This window comes from Chryseobacterium sp. VD8 (assembly GCF_037149975.1).
Lineage (GTDB): Bacteria > Bacteroidota > Bacteroidia > Flavobacteriales > Weeksellaceae > Chryseobacterium > Chryseobacterium indicum.
Genome location: NZ_JBBCQL010000047.1, coordinates 1 through 24,418, shown reverse-complemented (window position 1 = coordinate 24,418; position 24,418 = coordinate 1). Strand labels below are relative to the sequence as shown.

Here is a 24,418-nt window from a genome sequence, read left to right as displayed (position 1 = left end):
CTTTGGGACGGAAGCTGCATCGTTCACGAAGCATTTTCTATGGAAAGAATTGCAAAACAACTGGCAGATAATCCGGATGCAAAATTAATTGCACACCCTGAAAGTGAAGAAGCGGTTTTAAAGCTGGCTCATTTTATAGGTTCTACTTCTGCCCTTCTGAATTATGTTGAAAAAGATGACTGTCAGAAATTCATCATCGCTACAGAAGAAGGAATTCTTCACGAAATGAAAAAACGTGCTCCTCACAAGGAACTAATTCCTGCTTTGGTTTTTGATGAAAGCTGTAACTGCTCGGAATGTTTCTACATGAAGCGTAATACCATGGAAAAATTATATTTATGTATGAAATATGAGCTTCCTGAAATTATCATCGATGAAGATTTAAGATTAAGAGCTTTAAAACCTATTGAAGCGATGCTTGATCTTTCTAAAAGTATAAAATAAATAAAAGCACTGTTTTAGCAGTGCTTTTTTGTTGGTAATAATAAGGAAAGCATTGTTTATATTAAATTCAAAATAAAAGCTTATTTAATTTCAGATTTAAAAAAAATTTGTACATTTGTTCATACAGCAATGAATTTTTTAATATACATATCTGATATTTCCACTCCGATTTTCTCAATTTCGGAAGTATCTTTTGTTTCTATTATTGCTACTACAACTACAACTACAACTACCCCATAACGGGGTACATTTTCACATATCATTATAAGTCTGCGTACTCTTTTTTCTAAAGAGTAAAATTCAATTTTCTATAATCAAAAAACAAATAATGAAAGTTTTAAAATTCGGGGGAACTTCAGTTGCCCATTCACAAAATATAATGTTGGTAGAAAACATTATTAAAAAAGAATCTCAGAAAAACGGAATCATCGTTGTTGTTTCAGCACTTCACGGTGTTACAGATCAATTGATAAAGGCTGCAGAAGCCGCTTCCCACAATAATGAAAATTATCTTCAAATTCTTAAAAACCTGGAAGAAAAACATTTAGATCTCATTAAAGACCTGATTCCTTTTTCAGAACAAAGTTCATGGCTCAGTTTCGTAAAAAAACATTTTAATGATATTGAGGACATCTGTAACAGCATTTTTATATTGAAAGAGTTTACAGACAGAATCAAAGATAAAATTACGTCATATGGCGAATTTCTTTCTTCAAATATTATTACAGCCAGACTGAAATCAAATGGTTCGGATGCTTGCTGGATGGATTCTCACATCGTTACAGACAGTAATTTCACCAATGCAAAAGTAAATTTTGAAGCCACAGAAAATAATCTCAGCCAATTTCTGAATGAAAATAAAAATCAGATTATTATCACTCCGGGATTCATTGCAAAAGATGCAAAAGAAAATGCCACAACATTAGGAAGAGGCGGTTCAGATTACACGGCGTCAATCATTGCTTCTGTTCTCCATGCAGATGAACTTGAGATCTGGACTGATGTAAGCGGAATGATGACTTCAGATCCGCGATTGGTTTCCAATGCAAAACCTATTGCTGAAATTTCATATTCTGAAGCGATGGAACTTTCTCATTTTGGGGCAAAAGTTTTGTATCCTCCCACCATTCAGCCGGTAATGGTGAAAAATATCAACCTGCGAATCAAAAATACTTTCGATCCGGAAGCTCAGGGAACATTAATTTCTCATCATGTAAAAAAATCTCATTTTGAAAATGAACAAATTGCTGTCGGTGTATCCAATATGAGCCACGTTGCTCTGCTTACTGTAGAAGGAAGCGGAATGATAGGCATTCCCGGAGTTTCCGCAAAACTATTCCAGTGTCTGAGTCAGGAGAAAATTAATGTCATTTTAATTACCCAAAGTTCTTCAGAACACTCTATTACAATTGCAATCAGTGAAAAGGACATATTAAAGGCAAAAAGTGCCATTGATTCTGCTTTTGAAGATGATTTGAAACTCAAAAGAATTGATCCCGTAAAAATAGAAACAGATCTTGCCATTGTTGCTTTGGTGGGAGAAAACATGAAAAGCAGAAGCGGTGTGAGTGCCAAAATGTTCGGTTGTCTGGGAAATAACGGCATCAATATCAGAGCAATTGCTCAGGGATCATCAGAAAAAAATATCAGCATTGTTATTTCAGAAAAAGATATTACAAAAGCGGTTAATGTTTTACATGAAGAATTTTTTGAATCCGAAATTAAACAGGTACACCTCTACATTTCCGGAACAGGAAATGTGGGAATGAAGTTAATTCAGCAGATCTATAGCCAGAACGAATATCTTAAAGAACATCTTTCAGTTAATTTAAGAATTGCAGGACTGTCCAACAGCCGTAAGATGATTTTCTCAGACAAAGGGATTTCAGAAAATGAATTTACTAGCTTCGATCAAAATGGACAGGAAGCTTCTGCGGAAAAATTTGCACAGGAAATTATTTCCAGAAATCTAAGAAACTCTGTTTTCGTAGATGTTACCGCGAGTTCCGAAGTTCCGAATATCTATGAACAACTTCTGAAGAAAAGTGTAAATATTGTTGCGTGTAATAAGATTGCCGCCTCTTCTGACTTTGAAAATTATAAAAATTTAAAAAATACAGCCAGAAACCATAGCTGTCAATTTTTGTTTGAAACCAATGTGGGAGCAGGATTACCAATTATCGGAACAATTAATGATCTTATCCGAAGCGGTGATAAAATTACTTCTATTCAGGCGGTTCTCAGCGGAACTTTAAATTTTGTATTCAATAATTACGACGGAAGCAGAACATTTTCTGAAATTGTAGCTCAGGCTCAAAAAGAAGGTTACACAGAACCCGATCCCCGACTCGATTTGGCGGGAACTGATGTTGCCAGAAAAATTATCATTCTTGCCAGAGAAGCAGGATATCCAATTGAATTTACTGCTGTTGAAAATGAAAGTTTCCTTCCTGAAGAATGCATGAAAGGAAGCGTAAACGACTTTTATGATGCACTTTTCAAATATGAAGATCATTTCAGGAATCTTTTGGAGGAAGCAAAAAGTAAAGGCAAAATTTTAAAATATGTTGCTGAATTTAAAGAGGGAAAAGCAAAAGTAGGACTGAAACATATTGCTCCGGAAAGCGATCTTTTTCACCTGTATGGAAAAGATAATATTGTAATTTTCAAAACGTTGAGGTATTATGAACAGCCTCTTGTTGTAAAAGGAGCCGGAGCCGGTGCAGAAGTTACAGCAAGTGGTGTTTTCGCAGATATTCTCCGTTCAGTTTAAAAGTTAGATTATGAAAAAAGTTAAATTAAAAGTTCCGGCTACCATTGCCAATCTGGTTTGCGGATTCGATATTTTAGGAATGGCAATCCATGAACCGTTTGATGTAATGGAACTGAAACTGCTGGAAACCTCTGAAATCATTATCAGACACACAGACGATTTCGGACTGCCGGAAGAAACTTCAGAAAATGTTGCCGGAAAAGTTTTGTTGAAAATTCAGGAGGAATTACATCTTAAAAACGGCTTTGAAGTAATCATCCATAAAAAGATAAAACCCGGAAGCGGATTGGGTTCCAGTGCGGCAAGTGCAGCAGGAGCCGCTTTTGGAGCCAACTGTCTGCTGGGAAATATTCTTTCTAAAGAGGAAATGATTTATTTTGCCATGTTTGGTGAAGAATTAGCTTCAGGGGTGAAACATGCAGACAATATTACACCCTGTATTTTTGGTGGGATAACATTAATCAAATCTTCAAATCCCATTGATATTATTCCGCTGAATTCTCCGGACTTATTTGTAACAGCGGTTCATCCGCAGATTGAAGTAAAAACTTCTGATGCAAGACAGATTCTGAAGAAAAATATTCTTCTGAAGGATGCCATAGAGCAATGGGGAAATATTGCAGGTCTGGTTGCCGGAATTCAGAACAATGATTTCGGACTGATCGGAAGAAGTTTAAAGGATGTTATCGTAGAACCCGTAAGAAGTCTCCTGATTCCTAAATTTAATGAAATTAAAGAAAAAAGTCTCGGTTTAGGTGCTTTAGGCGGAGGTATTTCAGGTTCCGGACCTTCCGTTTTTATGCTTTCCGAAAACGAAAAAATTTCATACGAAATAGCAGAAATGATGAAATCTGTTTACCGTACAATCAACATTGAAAGTTTCGCGTATGTCTCTAAAGTAAATCCTAAAGGAATAGAAATTATTGAAGAATAAAAATCAGCATATGAAGTATTACAATTTAAAAGATAAAGAAGAAGTTGTTGATTTCAAAACAGCTACCATAAAAGGACAGGGAAAAGAAAAAGGACTGTTTTTCCCAGAATATATCCCATTATTTGAAAAAGATTTTATTGAAAATTTAGATCTTTACAGCGATGAAGAAATTGCCTACCGATGCATGAAAGATTTTGTGGGTGACGAAATTCCTTCAGAGGTTTTAAAAGAAATCGTTTCGGAAACCATCAATTTTGAAATTCCGTTGAAAAAAATCAATGAAAACATCTATTCTTTAGAACTTTTTCATGGTCCAACTTTAGCCTTTAAAGATGTGGGAGCCCGATTTATGAGCCGCTGTCTGTCTTATTTCCTGAAAAGTGAGAATAAAAAAGTAACCGTTTTGGTGGCTACATCCGGAGATACGGGAGGAGCCGTTGCGAATGGATTTTATAAAACTGAAAATATTAATGTGGTTATTCTTTACCCAAAAAATAGGGTAAGCGAAGTTCAGGAAAAGCAGTTAACGGCACTTGGCGAAAACATTTCTGCTTTAGAAGTTGACGGCAGCTTTGATGATTGCCAGAATTTAGTAAAACAGGCTTTCTCGGATTCAGAAATTAATTCAAAATTATTTTTAACATCTGCCAATTCCATAAATGTCGCAAGATGGCTTCCCCAGCAAATTTATTATCTGCTCGCCCTGAAGCAATGGAAAAAAACAGAAAAAGAGAAGCCTGTTATTTCCGTCCCAAGCGGAAACTTTGGTAATCTGTGTGCCGGAATTTTAGCTTATTTCCGGGGACTTCCTGTTGAACATTTTATTGCGGCATGCAACGAAAATGATGTTATTCCCAGCTATTTAGAAACAGAAAAACTAAAGATAAAAGAAACGGTAGCTACACTTTCTAATGCAATGGACGTAGGAAATCCGAGTAATTTCGTGAGAATTTTAACGCTTTTCGGGAATAAGTTTCAGGATGTAACGGATATGATTTCAGGATATTCTGTGGATGATGAAAAAACATTAGCTGCAATTAAAAATGTGTATGAAAAATACAATCATCTGCTCGATCCTCATGCTGCAGTTGCGTATGCTGCTATGGAAAAACACTTTGAAGACAATCCTAAAAAGGGCTTTATTCTAGGAACCGCTCATCCCGTAAAATTTCCTCAGGCAGTAGAAAAAGCCATTCAGACTCCAGTAGATTTACCCGAGTCTTTAGAATTATTAATAAAAAAAGAGAAAAAAAGTCTTGAAATTAGTCCCGATTTTGCAGAATTAAAACGATTTTTGCTTACAGAAATTTAAGAGTTATGAGCAGGATTTATTTAGAAAATGTAAAAATATATGCTTACCACGGTGTTCTTCCGGAAGAAAATATTGTTGGTACCTATTATATTGTAAATGCAGAACTTCATACTGACCTCTGGAATGCAGTAGCTTCTGATGATCTGAAAGATACGATCAGTTACGCAGACATCAATGATATCATTCATAATGAAATGAAAATAAAGTCTAAATTGCTGGAACATGTAGCAGGAAGAATTATTTTTGCAATACATGAAAGATTTCCGCAGGTAGATTATATTAAATTAAAAATTACCAAAACAGCTCCGCCAATGAAAGGGGAAATGACGGGCGCAAGTATAGAACTTGAAAAAAGTTTTAAGCCTTAAACTAAAATTTATTAAAAAAATAACACAATTGAAAGTTGTAAAAATAGCATTTCTTCTGTTTTGTACGGGTATTTTCGGGCAGACGAATATCAGCACGGAAATTCCTGACTATAATTTTCCGAAAGTGCGGTCTAATATTACGATGCCTGTGAGCATTCCGCTTTCAGAGATCAGCAATCTGATTAATGCATCGGTAAAAGATCTCATTTATCAGGACGATTCTTATACCGATAATAATAATGACCAGTTTAAGGTAAAAGTCTGGAAAACCCGTCCTATCCGGCTCGTGGGAGGAACCAATCAGAATATACTGATCGAAGTTCCTTTAAAAATCTGGGCAGAAAAAGGCATTGGTACGCTGGGACTTTATACATACCAGAACACCACTTTTGAAACGGTGATGTCTTTTAATGCAGCATTAAATTTCCAGAATAACTGGATTATTACGACCAGCACAAAACCCAACGGTTTCCGATGGGTAACACAGCCTGTTCTGGATTATGGTAAAATTAAAATCCCGATTACTTCTCTGGTTGAAAAAAGTCTGGTGGAACAACAGCAGAAATTCTGTAAAACCATCGACAGCCAAATGGCAGCACAGCTTAATTTTCAGCAATATTCAGTAATGGCTTGGAATGCATTTTCACAGCCTTTTAATATTTCTGAAGAATACAAAACCTGGCTGAAAGTTTCTCCGGTAAAGGTAAATATGACACCGCTAAAGTTTTATGCCAATCAGATTGATACTACGATCGGGATTGATGTTTTTTCTGAAACTTTTACAGGAAGTCAGCCTGCTTCAACACCGCCTATAAAATCGGCTCCAAACTTTACATTTATTTCTAGTTTGGGAAACCAGTTCCTGCTTCAGACCACCGCTAATATTCCGTTCACGGAAGCGACCAGCATTGCGAGAAATATGTTTTTGAATAAGGAATATGAAGTAAGAGGTTCATCTGTAAAAATTAAAGATATTAAAGTATACGGCGTTGATGATAAGGTAATGATAGAGGCAGAAACCGAAGGCTATGTAAACGGAAAAGCGTTTATTTCCGGAATTCCTGTGTATGATGAAACGAAAAAGAAAATTGTACTGTCCAATACAAAATTCAACCTGAAAACAGCCAATATTCTACAGAAAACAGCGACACTGCTCTTCAGAGGAAGAATCGTAAAAATGATCGAAGAAGAATACGGAATACCTACTCAGGAACTGGAAAACAGTTCAAAGAAAAGCATCGAAGAAGCATTCAATAAAGAATATTATAAAGGTTTAAAAATGAACGGAAAAGTATTCAGCCTAAAACCAAGTAAAATCCTCCTCAATCCTTACGGAATTACTGCCGTTATTGATACCAAAGCCACTTTAAAATTAACACTAACAGGAATTTAAAATTTATAAAAAACTAATACACATGAGAAAGTACCTTAAAATTGTGGATACCCACAGAGCAACGAAATGGCAAAGATTTGCGAATCTTTTTATCGACAAGCTGGTGATTAATTTGTTCTTTTTCCTTCTCGGTATTGCCGTTGTTTTCATTGATAACATTTTTGGAATGTATTATTTCACTCCAATGATTTATAAACTATCCCAAATTGGGCGTCTTGCTGATATTATTCTTACTTCGTTTATATATTTTCTGTATGCTTTCCTTATGGAATATTTTACAAACGGAAAAACAGTAGGAAAATACATTACAGGAACGAAAGTTATTATGACGGACGGCACCTCTCCGACTTTACAGGATTATTTTATACGAAATATTTCCAGACTTGTCCCTTTTGATGCACTGTCATTTCTTGGGGAAAACGGATGGCACGACAGTTGGAGCGATACAAGGGTAATTCATACCAAAAATTATGAGACTGAAAGACAGGCAAAAAGCGAAATAGAGAGCATTGGCACGAAAGAAATTGCTTAAAAATTTTTGTTCGAAAATAAATTTTACTATATTTGCACACCTCAAAAATGGTAAATGGTACTTTGGCCGAGCGGCTAGGCAGTGGTCTGCAACACCATCTACAGCGGTTCGAATCCGCTAGGTACCTCCAAACAAAACCCTAACTCATTCATATACAATGTTTTAGGGTTTTTTTTATTTAGTGTTTTTCCCGACTTTTTCCCGACAATTCATTATTTAGATTTTCACATTCGAAAACAAAAAACTTCCCAGAACAAACTGAGAAGTTTAAAAAACTGTTTAAAAACGAATGGAAATTGAATGTGTAAAACTACAATAAAGCCTTTCTAAATGAGTATGACCAGAATCATAATACAAAAACCTCCCGCAAACGGGAGGCAAACTTACTGAGATACTAAAACATTTATATGTTATATTTCTAAAATTAATTATAATATGTTCTCCATTTTATGATTCCAGTCATATAAATAATTCCAATAACTGGCAACAAAAAAACTATAAAACACTAAACCTAAACTATTTACATATTATATTTTTTAAGTTTATAGATATTACATAATAAAAATTGTTGTATAAAAGATTATATTTTTCACTAAATAATGATTAAATTTGCGTAAACTAAAATCATGACATTCAACGAAGCATTAAAACACAAGAAAAACATTTTAAAAAATTCCAGCGAGTTTACAAAAACGCTGTATGATTATATTATTATTCCAAGTATCGACGAAGAAGGTCTTAAATACATTGAAGAGTTTAAAAAATCTCCCGATTCGTTTATGGATGAGAGCTGTAAGAGATACAGCAGTAATGATAGGTTTAAAGTATTTTTATTTGCCAAAAACCAAAACTAAAGCTTCCGTTTTCCCTTCTCTATTGCTATATTTTCCGCAAAAACAAAAAATCCCCGTATTTCTACGAGGATAAAAACTAATAACCATGAAAACTCAAATTAAACATGAGTGACTGCAAATTTATGAAATGTTAGTTTTACATACATCTATATCGAATATTAATTCCATCAATTAACAATTTTTATCAAAGATTAAAAAACTGTTAATATCCTTATAAAAGGATATATTTTCTTTAATGTTCAACTCACTCCCCTTTTATTGCTGCGGTTGCAGACATATAGCAAATTAAACATTACTCAATTCTCTTATTCTTTTAACAATATAAGTTTTAACACTTATTAAGAAATAAAAAAAATAAGCCCCCATTGCTGAGGGCTTATTTGGTGTGTAAACTATTAATTATTGTTATTCCTTAATGAACTTTTTCTGTACAGTTCCTTTAGAATCTTCAATATCGATTACATAAACTCCATTAATTAATGCATGAACATCAATTTTGTTGTTTAAGATAACTCCCGTTGATACCACCTGTCCTGCTGAATTATAAATCTTATAATTCGCTCTGCTGCTAATATTCTTAACATTCAGTACAGAACTCACAGGGTTCGGATAGATTAATATATCTGTCTGATTAATCGGGTTAGCAACAGGAAGCTTAGAAATTCTTACCGTGTAATCTTCTACTTCTCCATTCGGGAAGTTGGTACAATTTACAGGAATAACATCTTTGCCCATTGCTACTCTCATCACTACATATTTGTAGTCTACCAGACTGATGAATGCATCTGCAGGTACCGTAAATGTAGTGCTCGCAGTAGGATTACTGTTTGGTCCGTCAGCAAGAATTCTTTCATTAATATCAAAGTATCCGTTTCTGTTGAAATCGATCCATACTGCAACTCCCGCTTTATTGTTTCCTGACAGTTTTTTATCAATTACAATTTTATTATCGGAAGACCCCTGAATCAGTTCAATAAACTTATTTGTAACTCCTGTATAATCTGTATAATTAGATCCTACGGAAGTATTCGTCATCTGAGGTTTACCATTTGGCGTTACCGTTACTTTAGAGATATACTCTGAAGTTGTTGTTCCGGTAGATGCCATCTGACAGTAAACAATTGTTGGCGTCGTGAAGAAATAAGGCAGTGTATATGTACCCGGAGTTCCGCTACAAACGTTTGCTACCTGCATTTCATATTTAGTCAGTTCCAATAAACCTGTAAGAGTAATCGTATTGGTATTCGATGGTACCATTGTCCAGCTCGGAATACCTACTTTTCTGTATCTTAAGATATAAGTAGCACCCGGGAAAGGATCCCATGTTACCTGCGCCGTAGTTGGAGTAATCGCTGTAATGGTAAGTCCCGGAGGAGGTAACTGACACGTTCTTTCCGTAGTAAATACTTTAGGATTAGACCAAGTGTTAATAGTGGTTTCTCCATTACAGATATTCGCCACCTGTACTTCATATGTAGTGTACGGAGTTAATCCGGTAAGTGGATATGTATTTAAAGGAGGTGCAGTGATATTCACCGTAGCCCATGTTGCTGTACCTACAATTCTGTATCTGATTACATACGTAGCACTTGATACAATTGGAGCCCATGTTACCAATGCAGAGTTTGTCGTAATATTAGTTACCGTTACACTCGGTGGCGTAGGATCACATCTTGTGGTAAATACAGCCGGAGTAGCAGTACCTTCAGTATTGTTACAAACCGCAACTACCATTACATCATATTTTGTAGCCGGATCTAAACCTGTAGTTATTGTATAAGATGTTGCCGGCGGCGCTATTACAACTGAGGAATTCACCCATGGTGTCGTTCCGTTCTTTCTCCAGTATACTTTATAACCCAGGTTATCAGGAGAAGGAGTCCAGTGTACAGTAGCTGCATTGTGAGCAATAGCATCTACATAAACATTCGTAGGCGCGGTTGTAGAACAAGGCTTAATGATAAATGTAAAGTCTACATAATTTCCATAAGGAGCCGGTCCGCATGGAGTTACCGTACCGATATAAGACGCTGCAAATCTTGCTCTGTAAGAACCTGAAGGACGGCCCACAGAACTTATCGGAGCGTTAGCAACAGAATTTATATAACCTCCGGAATAATACACCTGCTCAGTAGCCGGATCAAATACTAAATCATTATTCCAGTCGATCCAGATATAATAATAATAAGTACTGGTTCCCGCATTCATGGAAACATTGGCTACTCCTCCCGGTAATACTGAGAAACTGGTAGCAGAATTGTTTACATAGGCACTATAAGCAGTAGCCGTATAGTTCAGGTTTGTAAATCCGTTTGTAGTGGTAATCGTTTTTAAATAATTAGTTGTTGATGAAGAACCTCCTGTAGGAACACAGTAGTTTGTATAAACTGTACGTGGTCCTGACCAATAACTAATATCTGAACTGCTACATCTTGCTCTTACCCAAAAATAATACGTTGTGCTTGACGCTAATCCCGATACCAGTTGGCTAGGTCCCGGAACTCCGGTGAACTGAGGAACAGTTGCTGCTGTAGGAGCAACTCCAGTAGTATTGTAATAAACATCATAACCGTTTGCCGGTGGTGTAGCCGGAACAGTCCACTGTATGGTTGCACTTGACGTTGTCGCATTTGCAATCACAAGACCAGTCGGAGGAAGACACGTCGGAGGAGCCACAACAGATAATGTAAAATCTACATAATTTCCGTATGCAGCAGGTCCGCAAGCACTATTTGCACCAATAAACGATGAAGAAGTACGAACTCGGTAGTTCCCTATCGGCTGTCCCGCAGGAATCGCAATATTTGCTGTTGCCGTTGCAGTATAAGTAGTCGTTGCTAAAATAGTTTCTCCCGGATCGTTAAAGTCAAGATCATTATTCCAGTCAACCCACACATAATAAAAATAGGTACTTCCACCGGATGTCGCCAAGTTGGTCGTTACTGTAAATCCTGGGGAACTCAAAACAACACTAGGAGAATTTACATATGCCTGATACGAAGAAGCAGTATAAGCTAAATTGGTCCACCCACCTGTAGTTGTAATATTATTCAGATAATAAGTTGTTGAAGAAGAACCTCCCGTAGGAACACAGTAATTTGTATAAACCGTACGTGGTCCTGACCAATAACTAATATCTGAACTGCTGCATTTCGCTCTTACCCATACATAATACGTTGTACTTGAAGCCAAACCGGTAATCAGCTGGCTAGGTCCCGTTACACCGCTATATTGAGGAACTGTTGCTGCTGTAGGAGCAACTCCCGTAGTATTGTAATAAACATCATAACCGTTTGCCGGTGGTGTAGCCGGAACAGTCCACTGTATGGTAGCACTGGATGTTGTTGCCGTAGTGATCGTAAGACCAGTCGGAGGCAGACACGTTGGAGGAGCCACAACAGATAAAGTGAAATCAACGAAATTTCCATACGGAGCTGGTCCGCACGAAGTATTTGCACCAATAAATGATGACGATGTACGAACTCTGTAGTTTCCGACAGCCTGTCCTGCAGGAATTACAATATTCGCGGTCGCGGTTGATGTATAAGTAGTGGTCGCAAGAATCGTTTCTCCCGGATCATTAAAATCCAGATCGTTATTCCAGTCTACCCAAACGTAGTAATAATATGTACTTCCACCCGAAGTAGCCAAATTCGTAGTCACTGTAAACCCTGGTGAACTCAATATCACACCCGGAGAGTTTACATAAGCCTGATACGAAGAAGCTGTATAAGCAAGGTTAGTCCATCCGCCTGTAGTCGTAACATTATTTAAATAATACGTTGTAGAAGACGTACCACCTGTAGGAGTACAATATCCTGTATACACGGTAATAGGTCCTATTAACGAACTTTGAGCCGTTGAACTGCATTTTGCTTTAATCCATACGTAATACGTTGTATTAGCAGCTAACCCCGGAATTGTATAACTCGTTGCAGTTCCTGCAATACCCGTAATCTGTGGCGTTGCGGGAGGAGTTGTGGTAGTGCTGTAATATATTTCATAACCGTTTGCTGGAGGGGTTGATGCTGCCGCCCAACTTACAGAAGCACTGGAAGTAGTAACTGCTGTAGAAGTGAAACCAGACGGCCCAAAACAAGATGGCGGAGTCCATGTGTAGATAAGACCATCCGAAGGCATTCCCGGAGTAGCAACAGTTGTATTAAATGACTGGCTGCCGGTATTTGCCGTTGCTAAAGCAGAAGCCGTAAATAATGCTGTGGTAGCATTCTGTCTGTGATTAAAATCGGCATTGCTTGATCCTCTTAATCCTACCTGAGTAGTTCCGCTTACGGAAGTATTACCTATAAGATAACTTCCGCCTTTGTACACAACAGCAATCGTATTAGTAGTCTCTCTAAGCCTGATCTGAAAAGAAAAAGTATAAACACTTGTTGTAGAAGTTGAGTACGCTGGTCTGAAATCTGACCACTGTACTACAATTTCTCTGTTAGGAGCTGTACCTACAACCGCCCAACTGATACTTCCTGTCTTAGAATTAATATTAAAAATTGAATTTAAATCTTTACCCCATGCAGAAACAGCTCCTGCATAAGTTTCCGTACTGGAAATCGGGCTGTAAGTACCAGCTCCGGGAGCTGTCGCCCCAAAAGTAATAAATCCGTTTGTTGATACATTAATAGAAGAATAATTACTTCCGTTAAAAGAAACAGGAAAAGGAAGAGTAACCGGATAAATAACGTTATCCAGAGAGGCTGCTCCTGTACTTCCCGTTGCAGTTGCCAGTACCGTTGCCGTACCCGGCAAATCTGTATAGGTTCCCGTAGACTGAGAAAAACTATAAGAACTTACCTGCGCACTCAGTATATATGAAAGTGCCAAGAAAAAAAACAATAGATATTTTTTCATATTAATAAATATTAGATCCTTATAAGGATATGAGAATTATAAATTTTGTTTAAGAAGTTATTTCCTGAATACGAACTATCCAAGAAACTGAAATTGTGATAAAATTGAAAAAAAGTAAAAAAATTCACCATAGGCTAGAAATTTATTATTTACTGCAAATCTAACGCGTTTTTTAATAATACATAGTATAAATTACAATATTTTTACAAAAAACGCATCAAATTTTAACTATACAGTTCATTAACTTAGAATATTTATTTTTTTAATAACGTCATCTTTTCTGTTTTATTATAACAAATTTCCGACCTTAATAAATTCATGTTTAATAATAATCCGGTGTAAATAAAATAAAATTCTGTTGGCTAAATTAAAAATAGCCTCCCGATTAAGGAGGCTACACAAACTAATTTTTAAAGTAAATTTTAAATTATTCTTCCCATGCGATAGGAACATAAATAGTGACATATCCATCAGAATCCACTTTGGCTTCAGAAACCTCTGCCGTTACAGATCCGTATCCTACCCATCCGCCTTGTCCCTGAGTTGCTGTGAAGGTATAAGTACCTTCCGGAAGACCATCAAAATATTGTGGCAAAGACTGCATTCCGCTACCGCCATAGGTTTCAAAAGTTTCTCCGGTTACAGTATTGGTTGCCACAAAGTTTCCGAGATCATAACTCCCCGAAAGTGTTTTAGTACCATTCTGATTCTGCAATCCAAACCGGATCTGGTAAGTTTCTGTCTGGGCAACAGATTGAGAAGGTGAATGTTTTTTTTCAGAATCATTTTTAGATGCCGAAAATGAGCTTACAGCAGCAATTACGCCTGCAAAAAGCACAACTTTTACAATTGAATTTTTCATAATAATGTAATTTGGTAAATCAAATATAAAAAATTCATATTAATCCATTTTTAAGTAAAAGTCAATAAATTTTTACATTTCAAAACCGTTATTAATAAAGGAATTCAACAAAATATTAAGATTCATTTAAAAATTTTAACATTACTTAACGGATTTTGGCTTCATAATTGAAAATAGAAATAACATCGAAATTGGATTGACTTAAAATCCTTATAAAAATTTGAGTTATGAAAAGTATAGTATTAACAGGGCTGATGTCTGTATTTTTACTGACCGCCTGTAAAAAAGACGACCAGATAGCCCAACAATCTTTGGAACAGCAGAAAATGGAGTTCCAGATGAGACAATTGGAAATTGAGAAACAAAAATTAGCCATTGAAAAAGAAAAAATGGCTTATGAAGCACAGAAAAAAGCCGACAGTGTTTTAGAAGTTCAGCAAGCGAAAACAGCGGCAGCCAATGCTAAACCGCAGGTAATAAGAGAAACACGTACAGTATACAGAGACAGACCGAGCAGAAGTTCTTCTTCCAACAGCGGGACTTATGCCAATAACGGAACTTCTTCCCAGACCACCGCAAAGAAAAAAGGGATGAGTGAAGCCGCAAAAGGTACTATTATTGGTGCTGTAGGAGGAGCCGCTTTGGGAGCAATTGTTAATAAGAAAAGTCCGGGAGCGGGTGCTGCCATTGGTGGTGTAATTGGTGGTGCTACAGGTTATACTCTGGGTAGAGCGCAGGACAGAAAAAGCGGAAGAGTCCAGCCAAGATAATTTTATTTTCAAGATAACAAAAAAAGATTGCTTATTTTTAGGCAATCTTTTTTTATGATTCTACTTTTGCTTTCCACACTTTTACTCATTCCTGTTTTAATGGGAATAGGGAAAATTACAGAAAATTTTTCAGGAAAATTATGGGAAGGCGTATCCGGAAAAATATTTTTGGGAATTCTTGGAATAAGTTTATTGTGGACAATTGCTGCTTTTTTTATCCCTTTAAACAGCTATGCAGAATTTTCTACAATTGCCATAGGATTGATTTATTTTTTTAAGGATAAACTTTATAAAGATTTTACCGCTTTTTCAAAAAAAGATTTTTCGCTGATTGCTGCAATTTCATTAATTATTGTATACTGCGGATCTTTTTACCCTTATATTTTAGACCATTTCGGATATTATGTTCCCACCATAAAATGGCTGAAAGAATTGGGTTTGGTAAAAGGTATTTCAAACCTTGATCTCACGTTGGGACAAATGTCGGTCTGGCATATTTTCCAGGCGGGCTTTTCCAATTTTACCGATCCGTTTTTAAGAATCAATTCAGTTGTACTGATTATTTATACCTTATATATAATAGAAAAGAAAAGCTGGATTCAGCTTTGCTTTATTCCGGTTCTACTATTGTTCTGCCAGTCACCAAGTCCGGATTTGCCTGTTATTATTTTCTCACTCATTATTTTAAATGAAATCTTAAGAGGAAATAAGCAGACCACTCTCCTATTCGCTTTTTCGGTTTTTGTTTTTATCATTAAACCTACTATGATCTGGCTGCCGGTTTTGAGTTTTCTTTACTCTTTTTTTATTTTGAAATCCAACTTAAAAAATTTGATCTTCGGAATTTTAATCGGCTTCCTGTTCTTTGTTAAAAACATGTATACTTTCGGTTATCCGGTTTTCCCTGTTTCAATAATAGACTTAGGAGTAAGCTGGAAACCCAATTCTGAGGTTTTAAAAATATCTTCTCAGTTCGCCATTCAGAAAACATATGATATGCAGTATTCGTATGAAGAAATTCAGAAATTTTCTGCTATTGATTACATCAGAAACTGGATTTTTTTAAATGGAATCAAAGCAAAAATAAATTTACTTTTTATTGTTAGTTTAATCATCTTCACGGTTTTTACCTTCATCAAAAAAAACAGAATCATTACTTTTATCTGTATCTCGCTTATTATTAAAAGTATCTTGGTTCTTCTTTTTTCAGCACAGTACAGATTTTTTATAGATGTCTTTTTTGTGATTTTCTTTGTACTGTTTGTTGATTATTTCAACAAAAAAAAATCTCTTATTTTATTTTCTGGTTTAAGCATCATCTTTGTTAGCTTTTTAACTTTTCCGAATATTTTGCAGACGTATTTTCCAAGTTTTAATCCCGGAAACTTCATGGGAAAATTTGAAAAAGAACAGTTCTACAAACCTTCCGTATATGAAAGTACTAAGTTTGATTCTTTCAGGGTTGGTAATTTAAATTTTAATGTTTCTTCTAATTATCCTTTTAATTACGATTCTAAAATCCCTGCTATTTCCGCAAGCTACATTTCACAGGATGAAAAAGCGGGCATATTTCCTCAACTCATCGATAATACAGATCTTAAAAAAGGATTTATCTGGAAAAAACTAAATGATGAAGAAAAGAAACAGGCAAGATCTGTTATTTATACCATCAATCCGCTTGGTAAATAGATCATATCTCCGGAGCCTTTTTATCTGAAGAAAAAGCCTTAAATTTGTAGTATGTTAAATACTTTAGGTAATCTTCTCAGTCTTACAACATTTGGAGAGAGTCACGGTCTGGCTTACGGTGGAATCATAAATAATTTTCCGGCAGGTTTAACGGTAGATTTCGATAAAATTCAGTACGAATTGGATCGCAGAAAACCGGGACAGTCTGCTATCGTAACCCAAAGAAAAGAAAGTGATACGGTGAAATTTCTTTCAGGAATTTTCGAAGGAAAAACAACCGGAACTCCGATTGGCTTCATCATCGAAAACGAAAATCAGAAATCAAAAGATTATGATCATATAGCAGAATCTTATCGTCCAAGCCACGCAGATTTCACTTATGATCAGAAATACGGATTGAGAGATTATCGCGGCGGAGGAAAATCTTCTGCAAGAGAAACTATTAACTGGGTGGTTGCCGGAGCTTTAGCAAAACAGTTTTTATCGGATATCGAGATCAACGCTTACGTTTCTTCCGTAGGCGAAATTTTCTGTGAAAAACCTTATCAGGCTTTGGATTTTTCGAAAACCGAAAGCAATGAAGTACGTTGTCCGGATGCGGAAACGGCAGAAAAAATGATCGAAAGAATCAAGGAAATTAAAAAAGAAGGAAACACGATTGGCGGGACGATTACCTGCGTGGTTAAAAATGTTCCTGTAGGAATCGGCGAACCGGTTTTCTCAAAACTTCAGGCTGAATTAGGAAAAGCCATGCTGAATATTAATGCGGCAAAAGGTTTTGAATACGGAAGCGGTTTCTGCGGTGCCAAAATGACCGGGAAAGAACATAATGATCTTTTCAATGAAGATTTTACCACAAAATCCAATCTTTCAGGAGGAATTCAGGGTGGAATTTCCAACGGAATGGATATTTATTTCCGTGTGGCTTTCAAACCTGTAGCAACCATTTTAAGACCTCAGGAAAGTGTGGATAAATACGGAAATCCGGCAATTGTGGAAGGAAAAGGACGTCATGATCCATGCGTTCTTCCAAGAGCAGTTCCGGTGGTGGAAAGTCTGGCGGCGTTTGTTCTGGCAGATTTATTCCTCATCAACAAAACAAGAAACATCAATAATTTTTAAAAACAATAACTTTTAATAGTGGAAAATTACTGGGATAAAGGCATCTCTTTCGAAGAGTATGTGAAAATCGGAAAACAGAGATTAGAAAACCCTTCCGATCAGCAGGAAGCAGATTATAAACCTTATTACGAACTTGGACTTCAGAGAATCGACAGAACTTTAAAGAAGTATGTTGCAGATGAAGAACAGCTAAAACAGTTAGAATCTAAAAATTTTGATGGTAAGATTTTAATTATTTCTGAGGTTTGGTGTGGTGATGCAAGTGCGACCGTTCCTGCTTTGGTTAAATTTTTCGAAGGTAAAAATGAGGTTCGCATTTTCCTGAGAGACAGCGACAAGAGTTTAATCAGTCAGTTTTTAACCAATGGAACTGAATCCATCCCGAAAGTGATCATTCTGGATAAAGATTTTAACGTTAAAAATTCATGGGGACCGCGTCCGAAATTCGGAACAGAACTTCTGATGAAATACAAAGCTGATCCTGAAGTATATACTAAAGATCATTTCTATAACGATCTTCAGGTGTATTATGCGAAGAACAGAGGAAAAGATGCCGTTCACGAAATTTTAGAATTGTTGTAATATGTCGAAATTTTTCAGATTTTTTGCTGTAATTCTATGCATTTCGAATTTTTTGAATGCTCAAAATTCAAAACTTGAAAATAAAGAATTATTTTTCTCAAAAGAATATGAAAAATTTTCTCAGAATGAAGACTACAACAGTAAAGAATCTCAGTCTTTACATTTTTCTGCAGAATTCAAGAAATTCATTTCCGAAAATCCTGAAACACTGTCGTATAACTTTAAAAAATTGAATAATAAAGTAGACGTCATTACCTCAGAAGACAAAAAACTCAGATTTTATGTTTGGGATACAGAATTGGGAGGAACGATGAAAAGTTTTGATCAGATCATTCAATATTCCTCAAATGGAAAAGTAAAAACCATTTATAATAAAGAACAATCTGATACTCCTTATTTTATTTCGGAAATTATAAAAGTTCCTCTTAATAATCAGATGTATTATCTTGTTATTTCTAACGGAATTTTTTCTACGAAAGATCAAGCTCAGGCAATTCAGGCATTTACGATCCGAAAAGATCAGTTAATTGATTCTGATAAAATTTTTAAAACAAAAACAACAACTCTCAATAAAATTCAGGTTGATTTTGACTTTTTCAGCGTTGTAGACAGACCGGAACGTCCGCTGAAACTGATTACATTTGATAAAAACAAATTATATATTCCAATTGTTAATAAAGACGGTATTGTTTCAAAAAAATTTCTGATTTACCAGCTTAATAATAATTACTTTCAATATATTGGGACAAAATAAATAATATAGATTTAATGAAAAAAAATATAATTTACATTATACTGATCGCAGTTATTGCCGTTATCGCATTTATTCCGGGAGTAAAGGAGAAACTGCAGGAAGCATTTTTTCCGGTAGCAACGATTGAAAACGCGGTACACATCAGCGAAGAAGATTATGATATCGATTTGAAAGGAATTAATGTTCCGAGTACCAATCTTAAAGCTTTTAAAGGAAAAGCGGTTTTCCTTAATTTCTGGGGAACATGGTGTCCTCCGTGCCGAAAAGAATGGCCTTCGATCCAGAAACTGTATGAAACCAGAAAAGATCATGTAAATTTTGTTTTAATCGCCATGGAAGATAAAGAGGATGCCGTAAGAAAATTTCTGAAAGAGAATAATTACAACGTTCCTGTATACATTGCGCAAAGTCCGATTTCCGAGAAAATCCTTCCGAAAGTGTTTCCTACAACCTATTTGCTCGATAAAGACGGACGAATTTTAATTAAGGAAGATGCTTCAAGAGACTGGAATACAGAATCTACCCATCAGTTTATAGATAATATTATTAAATAATTTTAACTAAATTTTGTAAATTATTGGTACAGAATTTGCGAAATTTACAGAGTTAAAAAAAAAATTATTTAAACCTAAACACAAAATGAAGTATTCTAAACTGAATCTGGCAAAAGAAGCAATAAACCATAAAGGTTTCGTGAAAAAAATTCCTGATATTTTCAGAATGATAAAAATGTGGAGAAAAGGAGAATATCCGATGAGATCTCTTGATATTATTCTGCCGTTGTTGGGACTGTTATACGTGATCTCCCCGATTGATCTTCTGCCGGAAGTTGCCGTCCCAGTGATCGGCGTTTTGGATGATCTTGCTGTTTTATCACTGGCAATTCCAAAGCTGATTAAAGAGGTAGATAAATTCCTTCTTTGGGAAACCGAGCAAAAATATAATTCGGGCACCACGAAAATAATTGATGCCGAAATTGTAAAATAATTTTAAAATAATAATTAAAAGCCATTCGTTATACGAGTGGTTTTTTTATGGAGAAATGTTAAAAGTGAATCGTAATTTTTAATCTCGCAGATTTTATTGATTTCAAAGATGTCTATATTTTTAATTTTTGTGTTATCCGTGAAAACATTCGTGTCATTCGTGTTAAAAAAACAGAGCAAAATTCACAATTGACATTTAACATCATTTCCTTAAATTTGCAACATCTAATAAAAAATAATGGAAAGTAAAAAAGAATTCTTTTTGGAGTGCTACAAACTGGGCATCATTAAATTCGGAAGATTTACCCTGAAAAGTGGAATCGAAAGCCCTTTTTATGTAGATTTAAGACCTTTGGCTTCAGATCCGAAAATTTTAAAAAATTTAGCCAATTATTTACTGGATATGCTTCCTTTGGATAATTTTGATCTGATCTGCGGAGTTCCTTATGCAGCACTTCCGATGGCTACAGCAATGTCTCTGGAAAGCTATATTCCGTTAATTATTAAAAGAAAGGAAGCTAAAAACTACGGGACTAAAAAACTGATCGAAGGAATTTACCAGAAAGGACAAAACTGCCTTTTGGTGGAAGACGTCATTACCTCCGGAAAATCTTTAATTGAAACCATTGCAGAAGTTGAGCAGGAAGACATCAAAGTTGCAGACATTGTTGTGGTTTTAGACAGAGAGCAGGGCGGAAAAGAACTTCTGGAAAGCCGTGGCTACAGAGTTCATACACTATTCAATATTTCTGAAGTCTGTACCATTCTTCGTGAAAACGGCGAGCTTACGGATGATGAAGTAAAGAGAATTCAGGATTTTTTACAGGGAAACCATATTCAGTTTGAAGAAAAAATAAGACCTTCTTACGAACAGAAATTAGAAGCCGCACAACATTCCGTTTCCAAAAAGTTACTGGAAACCGCTTTGGCAAAACAATCTAATTTAATCGCTTCTGCGGATGTTACCACAACTCAGGAATTATTAGATTTAGCTGAAAAAGTAGGACCACACATTATTGCTTTAAAAACTCATATTGATATTATTTCGGATTTTGAATACGAAAAAACCATTACTCCGCTAAAAGCTCTTGCTGCAAAACACAATTTCCTGTTAATGGAAGACAGAAAATTTGCAGACATCGGAAACACGCAGGAACTTCAGTTTACAAGCGGTGTTTTTAAAATTACAGACTGGGCAGATTTTGTAACGTCACAGGTAATCGGAGGTTTTGAATCTTTAGACTGCTTCAAAAATGTAGGCGTTGTAGCCATCATCGGAATGTCTTCGAAAGGAGCGTTAACAACAAGTGCGTATCGTGAAGAAGCGTTAAAAATAGCTTCATCTCACCCGAATGTTATCGGAGGAGTTTCTCAAAATGCGCATCCTGAGGAAATGTTATTATTCACGCCGGGTGTAAATTTAGCCGATTCGGGGGATGGAAAAGGACAGCAGTACAATACTCCGGAACACGTTTTCAAAACACTTCATACAGATTTCATTATTGTAGGAAGAGGAATTTATAAAGCTGAAAATGCAGAACAGGCAGCCCAGACTTATAAAAACGAAGGCTGGAAAGCATATTTAAATTCTTTAGAAAAAAAAGAAGTTCAGCACTAAAATCTTTGCGGAATCTCTGCAAAATAAGTTATATTTGATACTTTATCAGGAATTTTGAAAAGAATCAGTATTTGTCTTATTTTGTTTTTGGGTGTTGCGGAAGTTTCTGCCCAGAAAGATAGTATTTATATCGGGGCTAAATTATCTCAGGATAAAAAGATGCTCGATGTAACCGAAGAAATTGTGTATTTCAATAATTCGGAGAAAGATCTTAACACCATTAAGCTTTTGAATTGGGTTGCCGCTTACAACAGACGCGGAACTTCTCTGGTCTACCGAAAGCTGGAAGACAGAAATACCGATCTTCATTTTGCCAAAAAAAATGAGCTTGGTAAACTGCTGAATTTACAGGTCAAAAATTCAGGTGAAGAAATTCCTGTAGCAGAAACTTCTCAGGAAAATATTTTTCTTCCTTTGAAAGAAGCTCTGAAACCCGGAGAAAAAGTAAAACTTCAGCTTCAATATCAGATTCAGCTTCCTGATAAGAAATTTACAGGATATGGAACTTCTGATAATAATGTAGCTTTAAAATATTTCTTTATTGTTCCGGATCGCTTTGATCCGGACAATATTTCCAAAAGAGATTATGCCGATATCGAAGAAACCGTAAGTTACAATACGTTCTGGAGGGTAAACTTTGATCTTCCGGTTAATTATTTTGTAGAAAGTAACCTTTTACAAATGCAGATCAATTCTTTCAACGGTTATCTGGATTCTGATCCTGAGTTTCTGATTTCACAAAATGAATATCCTTCCATTAATATCAATACCAACGATATTCATACGGAAATTAAATTCGGTTACAATTTAAAGCCTGAAGAAAAAGAAAGTCTGGAATTTTACCTTCCACTTCATTTAAAATTTATCAAGGAAAGAATAGGATCGATTCCTGAAAGAATTTTTATTTCAGATAAATTCAGGAGTAAAGAAGATTTTTTCGGAAATAATGATATTGCTTTCTGGAAATTCAGATTCCAGCTTTTTACCGATGCTGAAAAAACAGATCTTGATTATTTCGGAATTGTTGCCAAAAAAGTTTTGGATGAAATTATCATTACCGACCAACAGGATCATCACTGGTTCCGAAACGGACTGAAATCTTATCTGGAAATTCAGTACCTCAAAAAATTCTACGCCAACACCAAATTGCTGGGAAATTTACCTGAAACGAAAATTTTCGGTGTAAAACCTTTGAAATTATTTCATGCTTCGGATGTAAAACTGACTGAGAGATATGGTTTGGCATATCAATACATCATGTCTCAGAATCTGGATCAGAAAATCGATGAAAATTATTCTGACCTGAGTAATTTTAACGATATGGCGATCAGTAATTTTGAAACGGGAACCCTTTTCAATTATTCTGCCGATAAAATGGGTTACGGAAATTTTGAAACTCTTGTAAAAGATTTCATTGCTAAAAATACCGATAAAGAGATTAATCCTGCTGATTTCTTAAAAGAATTGGCAGAAAAAGATAAGAGAACAGCCTACCTCCCGGAATTTCTTGAGCATAAAAACAGGGTAAATTTTAAGCTGAGAAAATTTAAAAGAGAAGGCGATTCGCTGAATGTAACCATTCATAAAAATACAGATGAAAACATTCCGGTAAAATTGCAGACAACGTCAAAAAATGGTAAAACCACGGAATATTGGGTTGAAACAGAGGAAAATCAAAAGTCAAAAAACTTTTCTGTTCCTGCTTTAGACACCTATAAAATAACGCTGAATGACGATTATATTTTCCCTGAAGCAAATTACAGAGATAATTTTCTGTATGCAAAAGGTTTCTTTTCAAACATGCGGAAAATAAAGCTTAAACTGATTAAAGATATTCCGAATCCTGAATTCAATGAAATTTACATCAATCCGAGAGTACGTTTCAGCAATACTTATGATAAATTTCTGATCGGTTTTAACTTTAAAAACCAGTCGTTTTTTGATCAGAAGTTTCTGTATTCACTTACTCCGACTTACAGTACCGGAACAGGAAAGCTTACAGGTTCAGGAGCTATTGCTTATTCCTTCCTTCCTGCTGAAAGTATTATCCGAAGCCTGACTTTCGGAGTTTCCGGTTCTTATTTTCATTATGATTATGATCTTGCCTACCGAAAAGCTTCCATTTATTCAAATTTAAATTTCCGAAAAAATCCGAGAAGTACGGTGAGCAGAAGTTTAGGCGTTTCTTATAATTATTTTGAAAGAGATCTTAATGCTTTGATGATTGCCAATAACGACTATGACAAATACAGTCTCTGGAGTGTTGGATATGGTTATAACGACAGCCAGAGTATTCATGAAAAAAGTCTGGGCGTAAGTACGCAATGGATGGAAGATTTTCATAAAGTAACCGCAGAAGGCTTTTACCGATGGGAATTTGCACCAAGACAAAAATTGAGTGTACGTTTATTCGCAGGATATTTTATTAAAAACAATACAAGAAATAATACTTTCAATTACGGGATTTCCAGAGTTTCAGACTATTCTTTTTCCTATAATTTACTCGGACAAAGTGCGACAGGAGGAATTCTTTCCCAGCAGTATGTTTTGGCAGAC

19 protein-coding genes and 1 tRNA gene are annotated in these 24,418 nt (G+C 35.6%); 18 read left to right on the top strand and 2 right to left on the bottom strand.

Going from position 1 to position 24,418, the window contains the following annotated elements; all coding sequences use genetic code 11:
* The 9 genes from WFK35_RS07660 to WFK35_RS07620 all read left to right on the top strand — a co-directional run.
* Window positions 1-444: quinolinate synthase NadA (locus WFK35_RS07660; protein ID WP_336732138.1), on the top strand; the 444-nt coding region annotated here is incomplete at its 5' end.
* Window positions 445-772: 328 nt separating this feature from the next.
* Window positions 773-3,217 carry a bifunctional aspartate kinase/homoserine dehydrogenase I gene (gene thrA, locus WFK35_RS07655; protein WP_336732137.1) on the top strand — a complete coding sequence of 815 codons (2,445 nt, stop codon included), beginning with the start codon at window positions 773-775 and terminating at the stop codon, window positions 3,215-3,217.
* A 10-nt stretch (window positions 3,218-3,227) separates the two neighbouring features.
* Window positions 3,228-4,151 (top strand): homoserine kinase, encoded by a 924-nt coding sequence (locus tag WFK35_RS07650; protein ID WP_336732135.1) that lies wholly within the window; start codon window positions 3,228-3,230, stop codon window positions 4,149-4,151.
* A gap of 10 nt (window positions 4,152-4,161) precedes the next feature.
* Window positions 4,162-5,463 carry a threonine synthase gene (gene thrC, locus WFK35_RS07645; protein ID WP_336732134.1) on the top strand — a complete coding sequence of 434 codons (1,302 nt, stop codon included), beginning with the start codon at window positions 4,162-4,164 and terminating at the stop codon, window positions 5,461-5,463.
* Between the two features lie 5 nt (window positions 5,464-5,468).
* Window positions 5,469-5,831 carry a dihydroneopterin aldolase gene (gene folB, locus WFK35_RS07640; protein ID WP_336732133.1) on the top strand — a complete coding sequence of 121 codons (363 nt, stop codon included), beginning with the start codon at window positions 5,469-5,471 and terminating at the stop codon, window positions 5,829-5,831.
* 28 nt (window positions 5,832-5,859) lie between these two features.
* Window positions 5,860-7,224 (top strand): DUF4403 family protein, encoded by a 1,365-nt coding sequence (locus tag WFK35_RS07635; protein ID WP_336732132.1) that lies wholly within the window; start codon window positions 5,860-5,862, stop codon window positions 7,222-7,224.
* Window positions 7,225-7,246: 22 nt separating this feature from the next.
* Window positions 7,247-7,756, top strand: coding sequence for an RDD family protein (locus WFK35_RS07630; RefSeq protein WP_336732131.1), 510 nt, complete (start codon window positions 7,247-7,249; stop codon window positions 7,754-7,756).
* A gap of 56 nt (window positions 7,757-7,812) precedes the next feature.
* Window positions 7,813-7,886 (top strand) — tRNA-Cys (locus WFK35_RS07625).
* Between the two features lie 496 nt (window positions 7,887-8,382).
* Window positions 8,383-8,610, top strand: coding sequence for a hypothetical protein (locus WFK35_RS07620; protein ID WP_214590827.1), 228 nt, complete (start codon window positions 8,383-8,385; stop codon window positions 8,608-8,610).
* A 405-nt stretch (window positions 8,611-9,015) separates the two neighbouring features.
* Here WFK35_RS07620 and WFK35_RS07615 read toward each other — a convergent pair whose 3' ends face one another.
* Both WFK35_RS07615 and WFK35_RS07610 read right to left on the bottom strand, forming a co-directional pair.
* Window positions 9,016-13,479, bottom strand: a complete 4,464-nt coding sequence (locus WFK35_RS07615) for a fibronectin type III domain-containing protein (RefSeq protein ID WP_336732130.1) — start codon at window positions 13,477-13,479, stop codon at window positions 9,016-9,018.
* Window positions 13,480-13,906: 427 nt separating this feature from the next.
* On the bottom strand, window positions 13,907-14,341 hold the full coding sequence (locus tag WFK35_RS07610; RefSeq protein ID WP_336688591.1) for a hypothetical protein: 435 nt from the start codon (window positions 14,339-14,341) through the stop codon (window positions 13,907-13,909).
* A gap of 227 nt (window positions 14,342-14,568) precedes the next feature.
* Between WFK35_RS07610 and WFK35_RS07605 the strand changes: the two genes are divergently transcribed.
* The 9 genes from WFK35_RS07605 to WFK35_RS07565 all read left to right on the top strand — a co-directional run.
* Window positions 14,569-15,111 (top strand): YMGG-like glycine zipper-containing protein, encoded by a 543-nt coding sequence (locus WFK35_RS07605; protein WP_214590830.1) that lies wholly within the window; start codon window positions 14,569-14,571, stop codon window positions 15,109-15,111.
* Window positions 15,112-15,165: 54 nt separating this feature from the next.
* A complete protein-coding gene (locus WFK35_RS07600; RefSeq protein ID WP_336732128.1) occupies window positions 15,166-16,800 on the top strand; it encodes an LIC_10190 family membrane protein in 1,635 nt (544 codons plus the stop codon).
* A 51-nt stretch (window positions 16,801-16,851) separates the two neighbouring features.
* Complete coding sequence (aroC, locus tag WFK35_RS07595; protein ID WP_336732127.1) at window positions 16,852-17,922, top strand: chorismate synthase; 1,071 nt, start codon at window positions 16,852-16,854, stop codon at window positions 17,920-17,922.
* An 18-nt stretch (window positions 17,923-17,940) separates the two neighbouring features.
* A complete protein-coding gene (locus tag WFK35_RS07590; RefSeq protein ID WP_336732126.1) occupies window positions 17,941-18,504 on the top strand; it encodes a thioredoxin family protein in 564 nt (187 codons plus the stop codon).
* A 1-nt stretch (window position 18,505) separates the two neighbouring features.
* Entirely contained in the window at window positions 18,506-19,258 is a 753-nt protein-coding gene (locus tag WFK35_RS07585; RefSeq protein ID WP_336732125.1) for a hypothetical protein, read from the top strand.
* 14 nt (window positions 19,259-19,272) lie between these two features.
* Window positions 19,273-19,812: a TlpA family protein disulfide reductase gene (locus tag WFK35_RS07580; RefSeq protein ID WP_336732124.1), complete on the top strand. Its 540-nt coding sequence runs from the start codon at window positions 19,273-19,275 to the stop codon at window positions 19,810-19,812.
* 85 nt (window positions 19,813-19,897) lie between these two features.
* Complete coding sequence (locus WFK35_RS07575; RefSeq protein ID WP_336688585.1) at window positions 19,898-20,245, top strand: YkvA family protein; 348 nt, start codon at window positions 19,898-19,900, stop codon at window positions 20,243-20,245.
* Window positions 20,246-20,482: 237 nt separating this feature from the next.
* Window positions 20,483-21,862 (top strand): orotidine-5'-phosphate decarboxylase, encoded by a 1,380-nt coding sequence (gene pyrF, locus WFK35_RS07570; RefSeq protein ID WP_336732123.1) that lies wholly within the window; start codon window positions 20,483-20,485, stop codon window positions 21,860-21,862.
* A 54-nt stretch (window positions 21,863-21,916) separates the two neighbouring features.
* Window positions 21,917-24,418, top strand: a 2,502-nt coding sequence (locus tag WFK35_RS07565; protein WP_336732122.1) for an aminopeptidase, incomplete at its 3' end; no start/stop codon positions are given.

What these genes read in the sequence shown, in the direction of transcription:
- thrA (WP_336732137.1), top strand. Translation starts at nt 773, where the DNA reads ATGAAAGTTTTAAAATTCGGGGGAACTTCAGTTGCCCATTCACAAAAT.
- WFK35_RS07650 (WP_336732135.1), top strand. Translation starts at nt 3,228, where the DNA reads ATGAAAAAAGTTAAATTAAAAGTTCCGGCTACCATTGCCAATCTGGTT.
- thrC (WP_336732134.1), top strand. Translation starts at nt 4,162, where the DNA reads ATGAAGTATTACAATTTAAAAGATAAAGAAGAAGTTGTTGATTTCAAA.
- folB (WP_336732133.1), top strand. Translation starts at nt 5,469, where the DNA reads ATGAGCAGGATTTATTTAGAAAATGTAAAAATATATGCTTACCACGGT.
- WFK35_RS07630 (WP_336732131.1), top strand. Translation starts at nt 7,247, where the DNA reads ATGAGAAAGTACCTTAAAATTGTGGATACCCACAGAGCAACGAAATGG.
- WFK35_RS07620 (WP_214590827.1), top strand. Translation starts at nt 8,383, where the DNA reads ATGACATTCAACGAAGCATTAAAACACAAGAAAAACATTTTAAAAAAT.
- WFK35_RS07615 (WP_336732130.1), bottom strand. Translation starts at nt 13,479, where the DNA reads ATGAAAAAATATCTATTGTTTTTTTTCTTGGCACTTTCATATATACTG.
- WFK35_RS07610 (WP_336688591.1), bottom strand. Translation starts at nt 14,341, where the DNA reads ATGAAAAATTCAATTGTAAAAGTTGTGCTTTTTGCAGGCGTAATTGCT.
- WFK35_RS07605 (WP_214590830.1), top strand. Translation starts at nt 14,569, where the DNA reads ATGAAAAGTATAGTATTAACAGGGCTGATGTCTGTATTTTTACTGACC.
- WFK35_RS07600 (WP_336732128.1), top strand. Translation starts at nt 15,166, where the DNA reads ATGATTCTACTTTTGCTTTCCACACTTTTACTCATTCCTGTTTTAATG.
- aroC (WP_336732127.1), top strand. Translation starts at nt 16,852, where the DNA reads ATGTTAAATACTTTAGGTAATCTTCTCAGTCTTACAACATTTGGAGAG.
- WFK35_RS07585 (WP_336732125.1), top strand. Translation starts at nt 18,506, where the DNA reads ATGTCGAAATTTTTCAGATTTTTTGCTGTAATTCTATGCATTTCGAAT.
- WFK35_RS07580 (WP_336732124.1), top strand. Translation starts at nt 19,273, where the DNA reads ATGAAAAAAAATATAATTTACATTATACTGATCGCAGTTATTGCCGTT.
- WFK35_RS07575 (WP_336688585.1), top strand. Translation starts at nt 19,898, where the DNA reads ATGAAGTATTCTAAACTGAATCTGGCAAAAGAAGCAATAAACCATAAA.
- pyrF (WP_336732123.1), top strand. Translation starts at nt 20,483, where the DNA reads ATGGAAAGTAAAAAAGAATTCTTTTTGGAGTGCTACAAACTGGGCATC.